The 22059-nt window shown below is 34.7% G+C and carries 16 protein-coding genes and 1 pseudogene; 7 read left to right on the forward strand and 10 right to left on the reverse strand.

The genetic code is table 11. The features are described 5' to 3' along the window. Nucleotides 1-16: 16 nt before the first annotated feature. The 3 genes and pseudogenes from M2306_RS17635 to M2306_RS17645 all read right to left on the reverse strand — a co-directional run bounded on the left by M2306_RS17635 (nucleotide 17) and on the right by M2306_RS17645 (nucleotide 5504). Nucleotides 17-2614 (reverse strand): zinc-dependent metalloprotease, encoded by a 2598-nt coding sequence (locus M2306_RS17635; RefSeq protein ID WP_259190731.1) that lies wholly within the window; start codon nucleotides 2612-2614, stop codon nucleotides 17-19. Nucleotides 2615-2719: 105 nt separating this feature from the next. Further along, nucleotides 2720-4264 carry a sensor histidine kinase gene (locus tag M2306_RS17640; protein ID WP_259190730.1) on the reverse strand — a complete coding sequence of 515 codons (1545 nt, stop codon included), beginning with the start codon at nucleotides 4262-4264 and terminating at the stop codon, nucleotides 2720-2722. Nucleotides 4265-4276: 12 nt separating this feature from the next. Further along, a pseudogene (locus tag M2306_RS17645) lies at nucleotides 4277-5504 on the reverse strand (exo-beta-N-acetylmuramidase NamZ family protein). Between the two features lie 7 nt (nucleotides 5505-5511). Between M2306_RS17645 and M2306_RS17650 the strand changes: the two are divergent. Next, nucleotides 5512-6750 carry an ABC transporter permease gene (locus M2306_RS17650; protein WP_115091683.1) on the forward strand — a complete coding sequence of 413 codons (1239 nt, stop codon included), beginning with the start codon at nucleotides 5512-5514 and terminating at the stop codon, nucleotides 6748-6750. A 25-nt stretch (nucleotides 6751-6775) separates the two neighbouring features. Here the strand turns inward: M2306_RS17650 and M2306_RS17655 are convergent, their stop codons facing one another. The 4 genes from M2306_RS17655 to M2306_RS17670 form a co-directional block, all read right to left on the reverse strand. After that, nucleotides 6776-7519 (reverse strand): DUF4241 domain-containing protein, encoded by a 744-nt coding sequence (locus M2306_RS17655; protein ID WP_259190728.1) that lies wholly within the window; start codon nucleotides 7517-7519, stop codon nucleotides 6776-6778. A 10-nt stretch (nucleotides 7520-7529) separates the two neighbouring features. After that, nucleotides 7530-8054, reverse strand: a complete 525-nt coding sequence (locus M2306_RS17660; RefSeq protein ID WP_115091552.1) for a HEAT repeat domain-containing protein — start codon at nucleotides 8052-8054, stop codon at nucleotides 7530-7532. Nucleotides 8055-8181: 127 nt separating this feature from the next. Further along, complete coding sequence (locus M2306_RS17665) at nucleotides 8182-8796, reverse strand: DJ-1/PfpI family protein (RefSeq protein WP_259190727.1); 615 nt, start codon at nucleotides 8794-8796, stop codon at nucleotides 8182-8184. Nucleotides 8797-8880: 84 nt separating this feature from the next. Beyond that, on the reverse strand, nucleotides 8881-9888 hold the full coding sequence (locus M2306_RS17670) for a GlxA family transcriptional regulator (protein ID WP_115091550.1): 1008 nt from the start codon (nucleotides 9886-9888) through the stop codon (nucleotides 8881-8883). Between the two features lie 429 nt (nucleotides 9889-10317). On the opposite strand from M2306_RS17670, the gene M2306_RS17675 reads away from it, so the two are divergent. From M2306_RS17675 to M2306_RS17695, 5 genes are read left to right on the forward strand one after another with little or no spacing between them, the layout of a single operon-like run. Continuing rightward, nucleotides 10318-13089: a TonB-dependent receptor gene (locus tag M2306_RS17675; RefSeq protein WP_259190726.1), complete on the forward strand. Its 2772-nt coding sequence runs from the start codon at nucleotides 10318-10320 to the stop codon at nucleotides 13087-13089. Between the two features lie 13 nt (nucleotides 13090-13102). Further along, complete coding sequence (locus M2306_RS17680; RefSeq protein ID WP_115091548.1) at nucleotides 13103-14329, forward strand: DUF4876 domain-containing protein; 1227 nt, start codon at nucleotides 13103-13105, stop codon at nucleotides 14327-14329. 12 nt (nucleotides 14330-14341) lie between these two features. Beyond that, nucleotides 14342-15316 (forward strand): DUF6850 family outer membrane beta-barrel protein, encoded by a 975-nt coding sequence (locus tag M2306_RS17685; protein WP_498882905.1) that lies wholly within the window; start codon nucleotides 14342-14344, stop codon nucleotides 15314-15316. Next, nucleotides 15288-15878, forward strand: coding sequence for a DUF6850 family outer membrane beta-barrel protein (locus M2306_RS17690; protein ID WP_498882906.1), 591 nt, complete (start codon nucleotides 15288-15290; stop codon nucleotides 15876-15878). Before M2306_RS17685 ends, M2306_RS17690 begins: the two co-directional genes overlap by 29 nt. Nucleotides 15879-15894: 16 nt before the next feature. Further along, nucleotides 15895-17037, forward strand: coding sequence for a cytochrome-c peroxidase (locus M2306_RS17695; RefSeq protein ID WP_181816713.1), 1143 nt, complete (start codon nucleotides 15895-15897; stop codon nucleotides 17035-17037). Nucleotides 17038-17225: 188 nt separating this feature from the next. Here the strand turns inward: M2306_RS17695 and M2306_RS17700 are convergent, their stop codons facing one another. Both M2306_RS17700 and M2306_RS17705 read right to left on the reverse strand, forming a co-directional pair. Then, a complete protein-coding gene (locus tag M2306_RS17700; protein WP_115091546.1) occupies nucleotides 17226-18110 on the reverse strand; it encodes a helix-turn-helix domain-containing protein in 885 nt (294 codons plus the stop codon). A 743-nt stretch (nucleotides 18111-18853) separates the two neighbouring features. Continuing rightward, on the reverse strand, nucleotides 18854-19378 hold the full coding sequence (locus tag M2306_RS17705; protein ID WP_259190724.1) for a GNAT family N-acetyltransferase: 525 nt from the start codon (nucleotides 19376-19378) through the stop codon (nucleotides 18854-18856). Nucleotides 19379-19593: 215 nt separating this feature from the next. Between M2306_RS17705 and brnQ the strand changes: the two genes are divergently transcribed. Further along, nucleotides 19594-20901, forward strand: a complete 1308-nt coding sequence (gene brnQ / locus M2306_RS17710; RefSeq protein ID WP_259190723.1) for a branched-chain amino acid transport system II carrier protein — start codon at nucleotides 19594-19596, stop codon at nucleotides 20899-20901. Nucleotides 20902-20936: 35 nt separating this feature from the next. On the opposite strand, the gene M2306_RS17715 is transcribed toward brnQ, so the two are convergent. Further along, a complete protein-coding gene (locus M2306_RS17715; RefSeq protein ID WP_259190722.1) occupies nucleotides 20937-21887 on the reverse strand; it encodes a 3',5'-cyclic-nucleotide phosphodiesterase in 951 nt (316 codons plus the stop codon). Nucleotides 21888-22059: the final 172 nt, after the last annotated feature.

Raw genomic sequence — 22059 nt, forward strand, 5'->3', positions numbered from 1 at the left:
ATGTAAGGCTGTTAGTTTAAATACCTAATGCTTGATTAATTCTGTTTGCTAAATCAGCATAGTGTGCTCTTGTCGCTGCATCACCTGATTTTGCTTTTTTGCTAACAAGTTTTTGAATAGCGAATAATTCACCTTTCTTGTAACTTGTAACCTCTGAAACGCGTTTCATTACAGTATAGTTGATGTTGCGCAACTGATCGTCGTTCAACGAAACTCTACACAATGTTGGCATTTGTAAAGATTGCTCAAGGATTAATCCTTTTTTGTTTGTTTTTTCAAATAGTTTGTTCACATCAATAATCAACGCATCTACGTAATTCTTCTGTGTCATTCGTTCTAAAATTGATAGTGATTTCCCTTTTTTAGTAGGAGCAAAGATCTCACTTCTCAATTGATTGAATAGCTCTTGAACAGTATATACTTTTTCCCCTTGCGTTTGCGTTTGTAAGGCTTCTCCTTCTAACAAACGAAGTAGACGTTCATCCATTAACATATGGTAAATCGCCGTATACTGTAATTCTCTTGCCAAAGAGTATGGTGAATATTCGTATGGACCAACCGGAGAATCTTTTAAGCTGTACGTTTTTTCATTAATGTCATTGAAAAATAACCAGTTTGGAATGGTAAGAACATGTTTGCTCAAATATTCAACGGCTCTTTTCTGTGTTTCGTAAGGCACGGGTTGATATGCTTTTTTGTTGTTTCCGTATACAGCATGATCTAAATAAACACCACCAATGTTCGACAAAACATGTTGATTATACATTTGCCATTGTCCAATAGCGCCCATGTATAATTTTCCAGCTTCATAATAATCTTCTCCTTGGTCGTAGGTCCATGGAATAATATTATCTACTACTATTTTTAAATTCTTTAAACCATATTCACTTGCTTTCATTGCATCGTTTCCTAAATCTTCTGATTGCGATCTCGGGTCTACAATGTTCAAGTAACTTTGTTGTTCTCCGTAAAAGTACATCGGATCATCTTGGTGATCTTCAATCATTTTACGCAACGATTTTTTCTCTTCTTCTTGTGTTGGATACCAACGGTATCCCCATTCAATCGCATATTTATCGTATAAGCCAATTTGAGGAGTAATTGCCGTTACCTTATCTTCAGGTTGTGCTACATAATTATAACGAGCATAATCCATAATAGAAGGAGCAGTTCCACCCATTTGATCCGTAAATGTCTTAGAACGTAGTGAATCCACAGGAAAAGCAAACGAAGCTCCCATATTGTGTTTCAATCCGAAGGTATGTCCAACTTCGTGCGAAGAAACAAAGCGAATTGCGTCTCCCATATGGTCATCGCTGAATTTATTTGCTCTTGCTTTTGCATCTATAGGCCCAGTCTGAATACGCATCCAGCTATGAACCGAGGTCATTACGTTGTGCCACCAAATAATATCCGATTCAATAATCTCTCCACTACGTGGATCAATAACTGATGGTCCCATCGCATTTGATTTTGGAGATGCTGCATAAGTAATTACAGAGTAACGCACATCATCTACATCAAAATCCTTGTCTTCTGCTGTTGGTTCTTTTGCAAGAATTGCATTTTTGAATCCTGCTTGCTCAAAAGCAACCTGCCAATCGTGAACACCTGCAATAATTTTGTCTCTCCACTGAGGAGGAGTTGCTGGATCGATATAATATACAATCGGTTTTTTAGGCTCTACTAATTCTCCACGAAGGTATCGCTCGATATCTTCTTCTTTAGGCTCCATTCTCCATTTGGTAATGAATTCCTTTTCGTCCATTTTATGTTGAGCATCGCTGAAATACCAATGTTTTTCTGTAAAGAATCCTACGCGTTTATCTGCAATTCTCGGTTGCATCGGTTCTTTAGACAAAAGTACGATATTCGTCGTAACTCCCATAGAAACAGGTACATCACCCGAGCCTTCATTGACAGTCGTTGTCATCATTGACTTCACCACAATATTCTCCGGAAATGTCTTGATTCCTTCGATATACGATAAATTCGTTTTGATCGAAGTTGGTAAGCTTAATCCAGATAAAACATCATTAAAACTCTTTTGATTTCCATCAAAAACTTTGTTTACCTTAATTACGGTAGCAGTAGAATCTGGATTCTGTGTTTCGATATCAAAAACCTCTAAAACAGATTCAATAAAGTTATCTGTAACAGAGCGCGTGATAGCATCTTCTTTTGGAGAAGATACACGAGGTGTTTCTGTCTTTACCCAAATTTTATTGGCTAATGTGTCTTTGTGAAATGTGATTAATTTATTCTCATAGTTCATCCCCTTATTCGCCCCAGCATCATTAATTTCTAATGGCACTTGTGAAAGTTTGTTTACCAACAAAAACTGACGGTTTAATAAACTATCCGGTATTTCAAAATAAACATCCGTTTTGACTTGAATAACATTAAATAGCCCTTTGGTGTAAGTTCCCTTTTTTATTAAATCAGCGTAATTGTTCTCTTTCGTATCAGTAGAGTCTTTTTCTTTGTCTTTTCCCTTCTCTGCTTTCTTTTCAGTCTTCTTCTCTTTGGCATATAACAAGCCTGTTGGCGTTTGTGTCAAACAACCCAGTAATGCTAAAGTACTGATACTTAGTTTAACCGTGTTTCGATTCATTACAATGTTAAGTTTAAGTTAAGTAAGGGATAAAGCTAAAGCAGTTCTAGTTAAACTTAAAATTTTCAGGAGTGAGTGGATTTATTTCGGGAGTGAATGGATATTTTAACAATTGAGCAAAGGAAATACACAAATAAAAGTCTCATTTTGTGAATAGGCTTGGTGCGTATCTACTTGATAATATTGGTAAATCGAAGCAATATAAAATAACCCAAATCCTTCGCTTTCTTCTTTTTGCTCTTTGAGTTGAATATTATTCACAACCGTTGCCGATTCGTTGGTCAATATAATTTGAATAGATAGAGGAGCGTCCAAAGTCGCAATATTGTGCTTCATTGCATTTTCTACTGCAATTTGTAGCGCGAGATAAGGAAGTTTCGTCTTTGTTGGTGCTTGTCGTTCATCGAGTACTTCAAAGTGAAGCTCTTTGGGAAAACGAATACTTTGTAAGGCAATATATTGTTCAATGAATTTTAGCTCTTGATCCAATTCAACTAAATTACTTGCAGGAGATTGAATGAGGTAACGATACGTATTACTCAAATTTAAAGTGAATTTTTGTGCTAGCTCACTATCAAGCATAATGAGCATATAGAGTGAATTAAGTGAATTGAAAAGAAAATGAGGGTTGATTTGATTTTTCAATTGCTTTAACTGCATCAAGGCCTTTTCTTTATTTAATTTCTCTTGCTCTACTGCCAGTTTTTCTTTCTCTCTATAGGCACGTTTACTTTCTTCATTGAAAAAATAAAGCAAGAGTAAAATGATAGAAATCGAACTGATAAAAATTAAATAAGTATTGCGCTTTAAGGGAATTACATTTTCATCGACATTGACTTTTGGAAAGTTAATGCTGATGTATCCTTTAAATGTTTCCGAAGTAAAAGCAGTGAAAAAGCGATATACTTCGAGTTGTAAAAATTCGGATTGAACTACTTTAGGTGTAGATTTATTATTCTTATTTGCCGTAGTGTCTTGACTCGTCGTAGAAGAAAATTCAAAGATGTTTTTTCCAACTAAATTCAATTCAGGGTGATAAATACAAGTGCCGTCTGTCGCAAAAATATAAGCGTAGTTAGGTGTTGTAATATCTATTGTAGTCAAGTGTTTGTGTAATTCCTTTAAATCAAAGATAAATCCCGTTAAGATTCGCTTACCTTCTCGTTGTATACTATTCCAACAAATCCAATATAAATTGCCATTGATCCGAACGAAATGATTGACTTTCGTTTCGTTTTTGTTTTGAATCAGTTTTTGTACAAGAAGATTGTCAATAGGTAATAAGGTCGAAGAGGTAAGGTTGTGCTCTTCGATATGTTGAGCAGAATCTACAACGATATACCAATTATAACTGGGGATGTTGTGATAATGCTGTAATTCGTTGATGACCTTGTATTTGGAGTCGAGTTGATCAAAAGGAGTTTGTTGTACAACATCCGTTAGCATAGTCAGCTGTGTATCAATCATTTTAAACTCTTCTTCTAAGGCATTTTTACGATGGTTGAAGCTTTTTTTGATGATATCTTGATATGTTTCTTCATAGCTGCTGTTGATGGAAATACTTAGAAATAACATTGCGATTGAAGTAATACTTACAATGGCTATAGCTATACTAAGAAGTGTTCTACGAGAAAACAGCAGTTGTTTCATAAGAAGAGGAGATTAATTTGAATATAAGAGGTAAGGTGCTCGCGTATGCTCGAAAGCACGTAATCCCGATTGCCAAGTTTGACGTATTTCATCTTCTGTTTTTCCTGCGATGATTTGCTGTTTTAATGCATCCGTTCCGGCTAATTTAATAAAGAAATTAGTAAAGAATTTGTCCTTATTTTTCGATTGATGATAAGCTTTTAAAAGCCAAGTTAATTCCAATCGAGTTACCGGATTGATTTGCGATAAGTTTTCACCATAGCACAACTTGCCATTATTCATCGGATCCTTTGCACCAGCATTGGGTTTTGGAGTGAAGCTATAAGGCATTTGCTGTAAAAATGGAGAACCGTAAACCTGAAATTGCAAATTCGTTCCACGTCCAGAACTAACATTTGTTCCTTCAAAAAAGCACAAGCTCGCATATAAATTAATCGCTTGATCATTGGGTAAATTAGGAGAAGGAGATACAGGTAGACTATAGCTCATTTGTCTGTTGTAATTCAAGTTGGGAATAACCGTTAAGTCTGCTTTGGATTCCATTATTTAACCATTTTTCACCGTTAATCATCAAGGCGTATTCTCCTATTGTCATTCCATGTAGGGTAGGGATAGGGTGCATACCCACAAAACTTTTGTTTTGCATCTCCAATATCGGTCCATCAACAATAGAGATATTCGGATTCGGACGATCCAATAGAACAATAGGGATATTATTTTCAGCACAAGCTTCCATAACGTAATGCAAGGAAGAAATATAGGTGTAAAATCTAGCTCCTACATCTTGTAAGTCAAATACCAAGACATCAATACCAGCCAGTTGCTCTTTGGATGGCTTTTTACTGTTGCCATAAAGAGAAATAATCGGAAGTCCCGTTTGGGTATCTTTCCCATCCTTGATTAATTCCCCCGCATCTGCTGTACCTCTGAAACCATGTTCAGGGGCGTAGATCTTCGTTACTTTGATTTTATTTTGTATTAAAAAATCAACAGTTGAGGTATAGGTGTTAACTGAAATATCGGAACGGACAACACCAGTTTGGTTGGTGAGAACTCCTACTTTCTTATTTTGTAGCAAATTAAAATAAGCAACTGTATTCTCTGCTCCCACGATAATTGTAGAAATGGAACCTTCACCAATTGCTTTTTTCTCAACGGAAAAAGAATAAGAATTTACACTATAAATCAATAGCGTTACTAAGAATAATAATGTATTTTTGACTGTTGAATTTGATATCATAACAAAGTTGAAATTAGAATATTTTATAGCTAAACGGTTAGTAACTACAAAGAACCATAAAAGTAGTGTATCTGCGCCAATTATTAAAATCGCTATCACAGCAATTGCGTTAGGGATTATAATGATGTTGGTGTCTGTGGCTACGGGTTTAGGTTTAAAACACAAAATTAGAGATAAAATTTCAGCTTTCAGCAGTCATATTGTAATTACTAAATATGATTCTAATATAACGGATATTACGCTTAAACCCATTGAATTAAATCAAAAGTTTTATCCTCAATTTGATAATATTGATGGAGTTAATAAAGTACAGCCTTTTGCTTCTAAAGCAGGAATTATTCGTACAGAAAATGCATTTGAAGGAATTGTATATAAAGGAGTAACACCAGAGTATCAATTTGATGAAATCGCAGAGTACATCGAACAAGGTCGTTTGCCTGTCTTTGACAAAGAAGGTATGAGCAATGAAATCTTAATGTCTACTTATGTTGCCAATCGACTAGGATTCAAATTAGGGGATAAGGTTAATACCTACTTTATGAAAGATTGGGGAAATAAAGTGCCTAATATTCGTCAATTTGAAATTGTAGGATTGTATAATTCCGGATTACAGCAGTTTGATGAGAATATCATTTTAGGTGATTTACGCCATGTACAACGTTTAAATCGTTGGACTGAAAATGAGGTTGGAGGTTTTGAAGTACTGTTGAAGAATTTTGATGACATAGAAGAAAAAGGAAGTGAGATTTATCTGAATTTACCTTCAACTGTTGATAGCAAAACCATCGTAGAAAAGTATGAGAATATTTTTGGATGGTTGGATATGTTTGATTTCAATATTAAAGTCATCATCATTATCATGATTGCCGTGGCGTCAATTAATATGATTGTAGCGTTGTTGGTATTGATTTTAGAACGCACCCAAATGATCGGTATGTTGAAAGCATTAGGAGCAACAAATTGGAGTGTGAGAAAAATATTTTTATACAATGCTTTTTACCTTATCGGAAAAGGATTGCTATATGGTAATGGAATTGGTTTAGGATTGCTTTTCCTTCAAAAATATACTGGAATTATCAAACTAGATCCAACGTCTTATTATGTTCGAGAAGCACCTGTCTTGATTCGCTTGACTGATGTACTATTACTGAATGCAGGAGTCATTGTTATAGCCATGCTAGTGTTGTTGATTCCTTCGTATTTAATTACAAAAATATCGCCTGTAAAGGCTATTCGATATGATTAAAAAAGTCGCCATTAGGCGACTTTTTTTATGCTTTTTCGTCTTCAAACGTCAATTCAATATCAATAAATTGAACGATGATTTCACAAACGTCATTGTTCTCATCATAACCATAGTAAACAGGATAAGCTCCATCACCGTAGCCACTTTGAATCATCGGAATCGTTAAGTCTGTTCCAGGAATTTCAAAGTTGATCCAATCTCCTCCTGGTCTTTGGTATTGGGGATGATTCTCATAGCTCTTTTTAAATTCGGCAGCCAGATAATCATCGTATATATTACCTCCTGGATTGGCTGCTAACCATTGCTGCTCAAAAGCGCAATAAGCATCTTTCGTTTTTTCATCTACAATAGTTGCCAATCCAGCATCTACATTAAATCCAAAATATTCACCTTCATTTAAATTGTCAATATTTTCATGACCCAATAAAGCTTCTAAATGTTGAACTGCAGGTCGATCTCTTAGCTTTACTCGAAAAGCAACATAGCGATAATGATCTACATCTACTTCCATTACTAATATAGTAAGCGGGTGTTTCCCCGCAGCTACTGGAATAAAATAAGGTTGTTCATCTCCTTTTAAATAAACTAAGGGATCTCGAACAAGAATATGACCTGTTGGAAAGTTAATAGCTCCTAGAGAAAGGTGGAAAAGTTTTCTGTTGCAAATTTCTGAAGCACTAAAGTAGTGATTGAAATTCGTTGGAGAAACTAATAAACCTTTCTTTTGCTCATAGGTTGCGAGCCATTCTGGTGTGGGTACTGTTTTCATAGTTGTTTTATTAAAAGCTTGACTCTACTTGTTTGAGTGCTTGCTGATATATTTTTTGAATGCTTTTCTTTTCTTCTCTTTCAATTTGTTGTTGGAATAAAGATACCAAAGAAATAGTGGATGGAGTATTCATTTTTAGAATTTCCCCCAAAGCAAAAGCAATGCTCCATCGGACAACCGTACCTTCATCATTTATATTTGCTATCAGCTGTTGTAGGGCATAATCTACCTGATTAGGATAGCTGGAAATAGTATAACCAATCGCTCGGGCTGATTCCCATTTTACTCGTGCTGTTTTACTCAATAAGCAGTCAATGAGTAATACCAAAGCTTCTTCGGTTATAAGCTGAGGATTTTTTTCTGCTACATGAGCTAAAGCTTCAATACAAGTTGCTTTTGCAGGGTCTTTGACAAGCTGTATTTCCGCAATAAAATCAGATAAGTATAGCGTATTATCTAAAAGACCATCAGACAAGTGTTGTGTTTTTTCTTTGGCTTTAGATGCTTTGTTGTTTAAGATAGCATGAACGGACATAGGTTTACATTTAGTTGTATACGAGTAAAAGACAAATATCAAGTATTAATAGAAATAGAAAAAGAGGAGGCATCAATTTTTTATAAGAAAATAGCAAGTGACTTTTACAGCCACTTGCTATGTCTTGTTAAGCTTTAGGATACTCGAAAAGTTGCTGAATCGTTTGGCTAATTTCTGCATCAAGGTGTTTACTCACTAGATATAAGGCTCCATCAATTCCTGCCGTGATTCCTGCTGTAGTCAGTACTCGATCTTGATCTACAAAACGAACCCCTCGTTTAACTTGCGCTTTTGGGCAGCGTTCTTGTAACATATCCAATCCTAAGAAGTGTGTCGTGATGGATAAGTCATCAAAAAGAGCAGTATTACTTAAGAGTAAACTACCTGTACAAACTGTAAATAACAAAGCTCCTTGTTGATGCTGTGCTGTAATCCACGCAGTATATGTTTGCTGAAATTGTTCGTCTTGTAAATAAGCGAGTACAATATCGGGATTGGCACCAGGCACCACCACAATATCTGGTTTTGGGCAATCAGCAAAACTGTATTGTGGCATAATTTGCATGGTGTTGCTCTCCGTGTTTACAATAGCTTTACTAGCCGAAACTAAATAAGGAATATAAGTGTTAGGCTTTAATACATTGGCTTTGACAAATACATCTAATGGGCCATTCAGATCCAATACTTCGACTTGATCATAAATTAGAAAAGCAACATGTAAAGGCTGGTTTTGAGGTGTCATAGGCTGTTAATTTTAGGCAATAAAGGTGTAATCGAAATTTTTTCGATAGCTGTATTGCACGTTATAGAATGAATTAAATTGTTTTTATGCGTTGTTAATTCCCGTTGATTGGAAACTAGTTCTGTATTGGGTTGGGGTTGCTTGTACTAATTTGATGAACGCTTTGCGAAAAATAGTATCGGAAGAAAACCCGGAGATCTCGGCTATTGTCGCAATAGGTAAATCACTAGATTCAAGAAGCCTTTTTGCATATTCAATGCGCAAACGATCGTAAAACATACCTGCTGTCATACCTGCTTCCTTTTTGAAAACCCGAGCAAAGTTTCGTTCACTCATACAAACAAACTCAGCTATTTCTACTTGACGAATGCCTTGCGTTTTGAAATGCGCTGTGAGATACTGTTTTACTTTTAGAACCAAAGGTGTTAGCTCACTATCCAGCGGAAGAAGTGTGCTGTATGTGGTTTGCGGATTATTGCGCTTTAAATGAACAACTAAATAGCGAGATACATCAGCAGCAACGAGCTGACCGTGGTCTTCTTCTACTAAAGCCAAGGCTAAGTCAATACCAGAGGTAATTCCTCCTGAAGTGTACCTATTGCCATCCTTGGTATAAATTTGATGATAATCGAGTTTCACGGTGGGATATAGCTGTCGGAATGCGGAAGCAAATTGCCAATGAGTTGTTGCTTTTTTATTATACAGCAGCCCTGTTTGAGCGAGTAAAAAAGCGCCAATACAAATCGATCCTATCCTTTGTAAGGTTGGATAAATCCCCTTAATCCAATGCAATAAAGCAGGATCATAGGTTTGTGAAAGATCCGATTTAGACCCTGTAAGTAATAAGGTGTCTAAGGGAATATTTAGGTCGTAAATCGTATAATCACACTGTACTTCAATCCCTGCACTAGTTTTTATTTTTAGCTCCTTTGTACTCGAAATCAAATGAATTTGATACTGTTCTCCAGTCGAATTTAAATGAGCCGTGGCTACTTGATTGGCTGTGTGAAATACGTCACTTGGACCAGCAAAATCCATTAGCTGGGTTTGCGGTAGAAGTAAAAAGCCAATATGGTGTAGTATTGCGTCCATCTTATTTTAAATTGCTGATACAAAGATAAAAAGAGCAATTGAGGTATAAAGGACAGTAAACATGCTTTTTCTGCCAATTTGCTGAAAAGGATAAAATAAGAGACTAAAACACATAGCAAAAGGACGTGAAAAAGACGAAAAGTAGTTGGTTTTTGATAAAATAGAGGTTCTTTTTTTATCAAAATATAAAAAAGAAGGGTAAAATTTAATAAATATACATTTTGTGCTTTTTTTCTATTTTACTGTTTTTAGATATAAAAAATAGTACGCTATTATTTTAATAAAGTTGTTGTGAAAATGAACTTGATTTTTTGGAATTTAGTAGGATTTTAGAAATTAACATTTTGTTGTTTCGATTTAGTCTAAATAAGTTGGTTGAGAGGTGAATACAAAATACATTTGCATAACAAAAGTTTAAATCACTTGGTGATGCATAGTATGAATAAGCGCTTTACATTCATGAAAGCAAACTTAATTATTTTCTTTTTTTGTTTTACAACGATTGTTTTAGCACAAAATTCAGTTGAGGTTCAAGTTACTGTTACAGATGAACAACAACAAGGAATTGCTGAAGTAACAGTTTCTATCAAAAATAATCTACACAATTATATTGGTTTAACGGATGAAAAGGGGATTGCCTATTTTCAGGTTGTGCCGGATCAGTATCAAATCCAGTATTTTCATATTGGCTACCAAAGTCAGCAATACACGAAAGACTTACGAGCAAAACAGATGATTGGCGTAGTTCTTACCCCTCTAGTCAAGGAGTTGCAAGAAGTAATTATAACCGCAGAAGAAGGTAAAGGACTTTCTTCTACATCGGTGATTAATCGAAAGGCCATGGAGCATTTACAGCCTTCTAGCTTTGCTGATTTAATGGAGTTATTACCTGGAGGATTGGCTAAGACACCGAATTTAACCAAAACGAATGTTATCCGTATCCGTGAATTTGGTCCAAGTATTTCAGGGTATGCTACAAGCGCTTTAGGGGTACAGTTTGTCATGGATGGCAACGTACTTAACTCCAATATGGATATGCTACAAGCGGTAAAAGATAACCAGAGTGGGGCCAGTTCAAGAAGTACGAATGGATATGGCATGGATATGCGTATGCTATCAACAAACGATATTGAAAGCGTAGAAATTATACGTGGTATTCCAACAGTAAGTTATGGAGATTTAACGTCTGGTTTAGTTTTGATTCACCGAAAAAGTGGTTATACAAAATGGCAGGCTCGAGTTAAGGCGGATGAGTTCAGTAAATCCTACTATATAGCGAAAGGATTTACAGTTACGCCAACCTGGAGTTTAAATGCGAGTTTAGATTATTTGGATGCCTTATCTGATCCAAGAGATGTTTATGAAACATACAAACGTGTTAATGGATCTATTCGCTCAAAGAAAACGTTCGAATGGTTTGGAAATACAGTGGAATGGCGTTCTAATTTAGATTACAGCATCAATATTGATGATGTAAAAGTAGACCCAGATACAGATTATTTAGCAACAGACTCGTATCAAAATCGCCGTCAAAAAATTAGCTTTTCCAATAATTTCGATTATAAATTCCAACCAGGTGGATTGTTTAAGCACATGAAGCTAACTACGAATGTAAATCAAGGAATTGAAGATATCAAACAAAGTGTTTTTGTACAATATAATGGCCCTACTTCTGTATCAATTGCCACAGAAGAAGGGGTAAATGATGGATTTTTTCCCGATTTAAGTTTTGTATCGCATACCAAAACAGAAGGACGTCCACTAAATATAAACGGAAAACTAGAAACTGCTTTGGAATTCCAATCAGGTATCTTGAAGCATAACCTTGAACTAGGAGTAGATTACAAGTATTCTCATAATTATGGACGAGGAGAAATGTATGATTTATTGACTCCACCTTCCACGAAATCGTCTACTAGACCTCGTGCCTATAAGGATATTCCAGCCTATCAAAATATTGCTTTTTTTGCTGGGGATAGAGTGAGTTGGTCTTTAGGAGAAAACAATTTTGGATTGTATGGAGGGCTTCGTGTTTCAAAAATGTTGGGACTAAATCACAACTTTGATTTGAGCAAGAAAGTTTATTTCGAACCTCGTTTTATGCTGCAATGGGGATTACCTAAACTTGCACTAGGAGAGCATATATTGAAAGCAGATGTAACCTTAGGATATGGAGAGTTGTATAAATTGCCTACAGGTTTAATGCTATACCCAGATAAAACATATAATGATTTTACGCAATTGAATTTTAAACCTGAGAATACAGCGTATCAAGCGGTCAATTATATGACCTATGTAGACGATTTGACTAACTATCAATTGGTGGCAGCAAAAAATACCAAAAAAGAAATTCGATTAGATCTTAGTTATGCGAAGCACGAATTTTTCATCAACTATTTTGACGAAAAAATGCCCAATGGATTTAGAAGTGTAAGTGAATACAAAACCTACAGTTATAAACGCTATGATACTTCGGGGATTGATTTAGAACATTTGACAGAAAAACCAAAGATTGAAAATCTTCCTTATAAGGAACGAAAAGTACTTCAAGGGAATGGTCGAAGAGAAAATGGAAGTAGTACCTATAAAAGAGGAATCGAATTTGGTTATGCTTCTCCTAGATTTGAAGGGATTAATACTCGATTTACACTTAGCGGTGCTTGGTTTGAGACGCTATATACCAATACGATTCCAGTTCAAGAAAAACCAAGTACTTCATTGGCTGGAAAAGACTATGCGCTTATCGGTATTTATAAAAATGCAGATGGGAATAAGATAAGTGGGATGAATTACAACCTAGTTGTCGATACGTATCTTCCAGCGCTAGATATGAATATTTCAGCTTCTTTTCAAGGGGTGTTGTTTAAGGATGATACGAGAGAATGGAAGCAAGATCAACCCATGAGTTATTTTGGAGTTGATGGAGTCATCCATGAATTTACAGATGCAGATCGAAAAGATGCATATTTACAATGGTTGGTGCGCAATGTATCTTCTACGGATAATTTGAATAGGCATTACACTTTTGACCTTCAAGTGAATTTAAAAGTATCCAAGCGAATCTACAAAGAAATTAAAGCTTCTTTATTTGTCAATAAGCTTTATGCCTATATGAGTCCTTATACTTTTAATAAGACCAAAATATATCGAAAAAATACGACAAACCCGTATTTCGGAATGGAACTTACATATAATTTTTAATACATACATCAAAATGAAGAAAAGTTTACTTACCCTGTGTTTAGCTATGTTGAGCTTAACATTTGTTACAACAGCATGTAGTAGTGATGATAGTAGCAGTGAAAATACACAGCAACAAAAAAGTACGTTGAATATCTCATTTCAGGGAGTGGATATTGAATCCGTACCAGGATTAACCATCGAATTTTTAGAAACGAACTCTGGAACAAAAGGAGATAAAATAATCACAGCACCAACAACTTCTATTGTTTTAGATAAAGGATCATACAAAATTTCAGTGAATGGAAAAGTAGTATTGAAAAATGGAGAAGAAGTTGAGGTTGGAGGAAATACAGCTGTTGACTTGGTGCAAAATGAGCAAACGCTTGCTATTGATTTAATTATTAAAGCGTTTAGTGAAGACTTTATTATTGAAGAAGTATTCTTTACTGGAGTAAAAACAGTAGAAGGAAAACCATACAATAATGGACGTTATTTTAAATTGACCAACAATACAGATAAAGTTTTAAAAACAGGTGGATTATTAATTTGTCAATCAGAATTTAATACCACATTGAATCACAATGTTACACCTGATATTAAGAGTGAAGCATTTGCTGTACAAGCGGTATTGATGATTCCTGAAGAATACTCGAAAGAGGTGCAACCAGGAGATTTTATTGTGATTGCTGACATTGCTCAAAATCACAAACAACCGAACATCCCTGCTTTTGATTTAACTGGAGCAGATTATGAATTTCCAAATTTAGATAACCCACATTTAGGACAAGTAGATAATCCTGCAGTTCCCAATGCTGTAGTAATCTATACGAAAATGAATTTCAATATGTTTTTCTTACATAGCCAAGGAGCAGAAAGTTATGCAATTGCTCGTTTCCCTGAAGGGGTAACAGTAGACAATTGGATTGCAGATTATATGTATGAGTATGAGTATTTAAATAAAGCCGGAAATATTACTAAAAAGAAAACTTTAAAAATACTAAATACGTGGATCTTAGATGGAGTAAATTCAGCTATTACTGAAAAATGGATACACAATACTTTAGATGCTTCTATCGATAGTGGTTGGACAGGTTGTGGTAAGATTGAGTCTGATCCTAGTCGTTTTGGAAAAACAATTCGTCGTAAAGTAGTTGGAAAAATGGAGAATGGAAAGAATATGTACAAAGACACGAACAATTCTACCATAGATTTTATACGTGATGCTGAGGCAAGTTTTAAAAACGGAATTGTACATTAATAAAAGATCATCTTGAATAAGTACGCTATTTTTTGGATGTTGTGTTTCGTTAGCGGGATAAGCACAGTACAGGCACAAGATCAATTGTCTGCCTATGATCGCATTGTGATACAACAACAATCCGAACAAATATTTAAAAAAGACTATTACTATAATCCAGTACACCAGCTGGATTATAGTAATTTTTCATTTTCTGATATTCTAGTGGGATATCAAAAATCTCAAAAAGACCTGTATCAATTGCAAGAAGGATCTGGAGTAGAGGGAATTCAAATTGCAGCTTCGTCGTATAAAAAACTAAGCAATAACCGCAGTATCTGGGGAACTGTTGTATATAAAAAAAATACACAGAAAGAATTGCAATGGAATAATAATCTCGACGTAGAACTTCTTGGCCCTTATGTCCTTGCTGACTCTACAAGTAACAGCATGAAATATGAAGCTTATGAGTTTGCTGGGGGCTATGCTAAAAAGATACAGCGATTTTCGCTGGGTTTAGAAGCTAGTTATCAAGCACATTTAGGCTATAAAAGTAGAGATCCACGCCCAAGGAGTATTTCTTCTCACATCAAAATAAAAGGAGGTATAGGATATGATATAACTGATAATTGGACGGTTAGTGCCCTTGGATTATTTACTAATTATACACAAAATACAGAAATTTCATTTGCTAATCAAGCGCAGAAAGCAGCCTTGTATCAAATGAATGGACTTGGAACTTGGAGTAGATATTTCAGTGGAAAAAGTACGGGAACAATTATAGAACGAAGTGGGTACGAATATGGAATAGATGTAGAGAATAAAGCGTTCGATTTTATTATTGGAGCAACGAAAGGGAGTACCAAGCTTAAAAGATTTAGTACAGGTGTATCTCTGAAAAATTCGGATAATGATGCAGAAACAAACCGATTAGAAGAAGACTATTACAACCTCTATTTTATGAAGTTTTTTACGTTGGATGAAGATCAAATTGGGAATCAAGTATAAGTTTTCAAAAGGAGAAAAGACAGGAATTGAAGTATATTATACAGATAATGATACCAAGGGGTTAGAGAAACTATTAGAAAAAAAACTGTATTCGTATACGGATACAAGCCATTTAATTGAAGGAATGTATGAAGTGAATTTTGCACAAAGTCAATTGATAGTTCAACCTTTTTGGAAGTATCAAAAAACCACAGAATTACTTCGTGAAGTGAATTCAAAACAAAATTTCACCTATGCCTATTATGGCGTAAATTTAGCTTATACACAAACTTTGACTGCAACGACAACATTAGCAGTTGAACCTACATTCTCCTATAGAAAAACAAGTCAAGCTAATAATCAATTGAATTTTGCTACAACGAAAGAGTCGATGAAAGATTGGTTACTGAATGATTTTGAATACCTCTCTTCTGATTATATTTATTGGGGAACTACAGTCAAATATGCTATTGAAAAAGTAAAAAAAGCACCGATGTTTGTAGCAATTACGTACAATCAGTTAGATTTTAAAAAAAATAAACAAAACAACTATTTTGGCGTAACCTTAGGGGTAACGTTTTAATTGAGAAAGACAAGACATGAATAGAAAGTTAATAATTGCCTTTTTTTTGAGTATTGGTGGACTTTTGAGTTTTACGAATGCTCCTAAAATATTAAATTCAAGCGACCCAGAATACAAGGCAATCATTGAAAGCTATAAACAATCAATAGCACTTTGGCCTAAACCAACAATAGACGAAGGGGTTGATTGGAAAGAATTTGCAAGTATTCAACGGGATACAGCTTTTTTTACGACGCAAGATTTACCTGAAGTAATCTTGGGGAAAATGCTTTTCTTTGATCCAAAATTATCAAAATCGAGTCAAATTTCATGTAGTACATGTCATGATCCTGCCATGGGATGGACGGATCGTCGATCCGTTGCACTTGGACATGATCATTTAGAAGGTATGCGAAATACGCCAAGTTTATATAATATGGCTAATCGCGAAATTTTCTTTTGGGATGGAAGAGCTATGAGTTTGGAAGAACAAGCAAGTGGTCCTTTGAGTGCACATAATGAAATGGCGATGGATGTGGATTTATTGCCAGCAAAATTAAAAGAAGTAAAAGGATATAAACCTTTGTTCAAAGCTGCGTATGGAGATGAGGGTATCACCTATGAACGAATTGTAGGAGCTTTGGCAACTTTTCAGCGTACAATAAAAAGCCAACCAAGTCGTGTCGATCTTTTTGTGGATGGTAAATTTGATGCCATGACGGATCAAGAAATTTATGGCATGCATCTATTCAGAACCAAAGGGAGATGTATGAATTGCCATCATGGGCCTGATTTAACAGATGATCAATTTCACAATATTGGTTTGACCTATTACAAGAGAAAATTTCAGGATTTAGGACGCTATAATATAACAAAAGACCCCAATCATGTCGGACAATTTAAAACACCTTCTTTGCGTGATTTACTTTTAACCCGTCCGTGGATGCACAATGGCTTTTTTGATAATCTAGAAGGAATTGTCAATATATACAATAGTGGAATGCATATGATTGACCCAACTCCTGAACAAAAAATTGCGGACCCATTATATCCTGTTACGGATTCATTAATGCAGCCACTGAAACTAAATCGCGAAGAGGTACAAGCAATTGTTGCCTTTTTGGAATCCTTATCAGGGAGTAGATATAAAATGAGAAGACCTGATTTTCCAAGAGAATAAATTGAATAGAATAAGGAATTTGTCTAGTTCAGTCTGGATAATCCAAAATATGATAAAAAAAAGAGCCGTTCCAAAAGGAGCGGCTCTTTTGCTTCAAAGCTTTGTTGACTTGGTGCATCCTTACTATAGAAGGATGTTTTGAAATTTGGTGAAGAATTACAGCGATGCACACAAGTAAGACCTGGATATCATTTTCTTCGTAATTGTTTTGGAGAATATCCAGTATACTTTTTAACAAAGCTTGAAAAATAGGTAGCATATTCAAATCCAAGTGTAAAAGCTATTTCGGATACAGTCAAATTTGAATTCTTTAATAATCGTTGTGCTTCGATTAGTATTCGTTCTTGAATAATAGCTGTTGTCGACTTACCAAAGGTTTGTTTAACCACAAAGTTTAAGTAATTCGTGTGTACTTCTAATACTTCTGAATAATCTGCAGCTGTTTTTAAACGAACAGTTTGTTCTTTATGCGTAATAGGAAATTGCTTTTCTATAAGTTCTAAAAATTGTGAACACAAACGATTGGTAGCATTTCTCTTTTCTGAAAATGTGAATTCACTCGTTAGTTTATTGGCTTGATGAATGATGATCTCCATGTAATTCCGCAAGATCTCTTGTTTTAAGGGGTAATCTTGTTGTTGCTCTAAGACAATGTTCTCAAATAAACTTCGAATCATTTTATTTTGCTCCTTATTTAAAGAATAAATAGGAGTCGTTTGCAAGGCTTTCAAGGTTGAGCGAATTTCATTGCTTTGATAACCGAGAAAGGTATTGGTAAAAAGACAGAAAAAACCATCAGGAGATTCTGAAGTTGGTTCTAAGGTATACGTAGAAAGTGGATTCGAGAAAAAAAGCGTTGGCCCTGTGAATTCTCGCGTTTCTGTCCCGCAAAATAATTTACTCTTACTATTCAGATAAGAAACCTTATAATGTGTTTTTATATTATAAGGGATAAGATGTTCTTTACCTTCTTTTTGTGAATAAACAGCGAAGTCATTTGAATTGATATCGCATATAGTTGCTTGTTCGTTATCAATAACATCTAGTTCTAATGTTGGAGTTAAGTACGTCATTTTTTTCGCTTCGTTTTTCTTAATACTAGTTTTTTGAATGCTTAAGGAATGAGTGTTTGCGGTTATGTTTTATGGTTATTTGTAAAAATATATATAATTGCAATCGTAAATTTGATAAAAAACTATTATTTGTTGTGTTTTTTATGTTTTTTTATTAAAAATATTTCATGTTTTGACGTTTATTCCTAAAATTAGTTGTATTGAATACGTTTTTTGTGGTTATTATTGGAAATGAAATTGAACTACTTAGCGAAAACAGGTAGCGTTTTGTTCTTAGTGGAGTTTTTTACTAGTACTTTTTAACAATAATGCGTCAAGGTGTCTTAAAAATAAAGGAGAGAAGATTAAACCTTTTACTTCTAAAAAAGAAAAAGGACTGTTCTTTTTGATGGGAGCATCTTTTAAAATTATAACTACTTAATTTGAATTTAGATTCTTATTTTCGGACAATTAGAAACGCCCTATTACTAGTATGCAGTAGGAAATTTGTAGTTTTAAAAAGAAAAGAGAGCGGGTTTACTCGCAGATTTAGGATATTCAATACGTTGTAATCTACTATTTCACAATTGCTATTTTTTAAAGTAAATGGATTTCACTTTTTTTAAAAGACGAAATAATTAAAGGTTGATAGCAATGAAAAAAGATGATACTAGATAGGGTATCATGTACAAAGAGAGTTTAAAAAAATAGAGTATTGTATAGCAAACAAGGTGAATTTGCAAGCAAGGTAATTTTGATTGAGTTTATCGTACAATATAGTTATGGTAAATAAGCTTTGTGCGTGATTCTTGGAGTGAAACAGATCCTTCATATTGATAAGCACATCGCTCAAGTAGTTTTTTAGAAGCAATATTAGAATCAAAAAGTTGAGCGCGAATTACAGTATAGTGTAAGTGGTGCTGAATAAAAGTAGCAATCGCTTCTAACAGTTCTGTAGCTAGTCCTTGTTTCCAAAAGTTTTCATGTAAAATATAACCAATCTCGACATGCATCAATGAATCTACGCAGGGAAACAAACCTAGTTCTCCTATTAATAAGGGAGGCTCTTGATTTTTGAGTACAATTTTATACAATCCCAATTGCTGTGGATATAATTGCTGGTTAATCTGATATTTTTTTGTCAAATCCTCCGGTGTCCACATCGTTTTGTTGTTGGGAATCCAACGCATTGTGTTGAGGTGATTGTGAATGGCTAACAAAGCAGTACAATCATCGGGTAGATGAATAGGTTGAACAAGTAAGCGTGAAGTCTCAAGAAGCATAGACATAATACTAGAAGTGTACGTGTATTTAAAATAAACGAACTAAATTTAGCATTCTTTTTCCTTTAAATAATGAGAAAATGTGATAATATCTAGGGTTAATATTTTATATTGTGCAAAAAAATAGATGCTGGGTTAAAAATAGCACGGTATTTGTAAGAGAATATAGAGATATCTTTTAAGAACATAAAATAGAGTTGAATAAAATATAAAATTATCAAATGAAAACGAAGTCAATCAGTAATATATTAACAATAGGTTTTGCGTTGTTCGCTATGTTTTTTGGAGCGGGAAATATTATTTTACCGCCCATCATCGGACTAATAACAGGAGAAAAATGGGATGCAGCCGTATCTGGATTTACAATTACCGCAATCATCGCTCCCTTTTTAGGAATATTAGCCGTCTTATTCTCTGGAGATGAGTTTACAGATTTAGGAAAGAGAATCAATAAAACACTTGGAATCATTTTAGCAACAGCGATTATCTTAAGTATTGGTCCTCTTGTTGCTATTCCTCGTACTGCCGCGACTACCTTTGAAGTAGGATTAATACCCATTTGGCCTAATTTTAATCCCATCGTTTCTTCTATTTTATTCTTCGCTGTTACATTAGCTTTGTCGATATCACCCTCAAAAGTGGTGGATATTATTGGAAAATACTTGACTCCATTATTATTGGTATTGTTGGGAATTATGATTGTTATGGGAGTGCTTCATCCTTTAGATACACCAATAGATACCGGAGTAGGAGCCGCGGAATCATTTCGAAGAGGTTTTTCTGAGGGATATCAAACTATGGATGTACTAGCTTCAGTTATTTATGCAGGTATTATTATTTCTGCTGTAAAAGCAAAAGGGTATGTGAGCCCTGAAGCAAAAACAAGAGTGACATTTCTTTCAGGTGCAGTGGCAACAATCTGTCTTTTGTTTATTTATGGAGGATTGGTTTACCTTGGAGCAACTTCAGGGTATGGATCTGCAGCAGATTTAAAACGTACAGAATTATTATTGTATATCTCCAATAATGTATTAGGATCCCAAGGAACAATTGCCTTATCTTTATGTATTGCCCTTGCTTGTTTGACTACTGCGATTGCTTTAGTTTGTGCAACAGGGACGTTTTTTAGTCAATTGACAAAAGGGAAATTGAGTTATAAAACAGTCGTAATTGCTACTTGTGTGTTTTCTGCTATCCTTGCAGTAAATGGAGTAGATAAAATTATTGATTATGCAGGACCGTTTTTAGGTATTATTTACCCTATTACACTTACCTTAATATTATATGTAGTTGTCTTTGGAAAAATTGTCAAGAGAAAAATACCTTTTGTAGGCGCAATCGTTACCACAACAATTTTTTCTATTGTACAATTTTATATTACTATGACAATAGGGCAAGCTGCAGAAGATAGTCTCGTTTTCCAGATGAACGAGTGCATCAAAAAGATTCCTTTATATAACTATGATGTACCTTGGTTGTTACCTTCTTTTGTTGTTTTCGTCGTATTATACTTATTTAATCGAAAATAAAAAAAATCCCATTCTAGTGATAGAATGGGATTTTTTTAGTTTAATGTGATTCGTTCTCCTTGTATAGGGAAGATATAGTGTACTTGTAAAGGATTGTTTTCAAGTAATTCTCGTTTGATTGTTTCAATTTGGTTGCCTGAAGGTTTTAAATGCGTAATAATGATGGTTAGATCCTGCAATGATTCAAGTCCTGTGTATTGTGCTAATTTACTCAACTCCTCTGTTAGTAGCTTAGGAGTTAAATGACCAAATAACAAATGTTCTGGCTGACTATTAGCAAAAGAGACTTCTAATAAAATGGTCTTTAGGTTTTTGTTTCGTACTAAAGGAGCAATGTACTCCCAAATCGTGTCTAAGTGATTTGTTTTTTCAATGCGATCTGCTCCTGTATCACCAAAGTATAACACATAATCGTTGTTGTTGCGCACTAATATGGCTGAGCTCTTTTGAGGGTTAACATGACTTAATTCAAAAACCTCTGCAGAAAATGTAGTATTGCTAATCGAAAAAGATTGTAAAGGTTTAACTTTTGTATAGGTATACTTTCCTAAAATAGGAGACTCTCCTTCATTTCCGAAATTAGCCCATGAAGCATTCGTGAAATAATTGTGCTTAAAAATATCTGCTACAAAAGGTAAGGAGTAAATGGGTTTCGCTGAATCTTCAGGTGAATTGATAATTAAACCTGAAAGGTGATCTAAATGACCATGTGAAATAAAGTATCCTTTGATATAGTGTTGTAGTACCGTTTCGAAGGAAACATCGAAAGTTCCTTTTTCAATTGCCTTGTTTATCCCACTTCTTACTGTACCAGCATCCAGGGCGATATAACTATTACTCTTTTCTACGCCTAGTAAATAACAAGATAAATTACTTTCATCACCACCTCCATAAACACCTAGTGGAATTATTTCTAAGTTTTGAGCCCATAGGGTAGAGGTACTATAAAGTAAAAACGCGGAAAGTGTAAAAAATAACTTCTTCATTATATATGTATTTGTTGCAAAAGTAAAGCTTTTTGTGGGATGCTTTCTTTGCTTTTGTGAAATCGTGAAGTTGCTTGATTATCTTTTTAAAGAAATTTTTATCTTTTTATAGGGGCACATCACATGGCAATGTGCCCTTGCCTATATATAAGGAGAGCATCAAAAAACAAAA

Origin of the sequence: Myroides gitamensis, assembly GCF_029894455.1 — a bacterium.
GTDB classification, from domain to species: domain Bacteria; phylum Bacteroidota; class Bacteroidia; order Flavobacteriales; family Flavobacteriaceae; genus Flavobacterium; species Flavobacterium odoratum.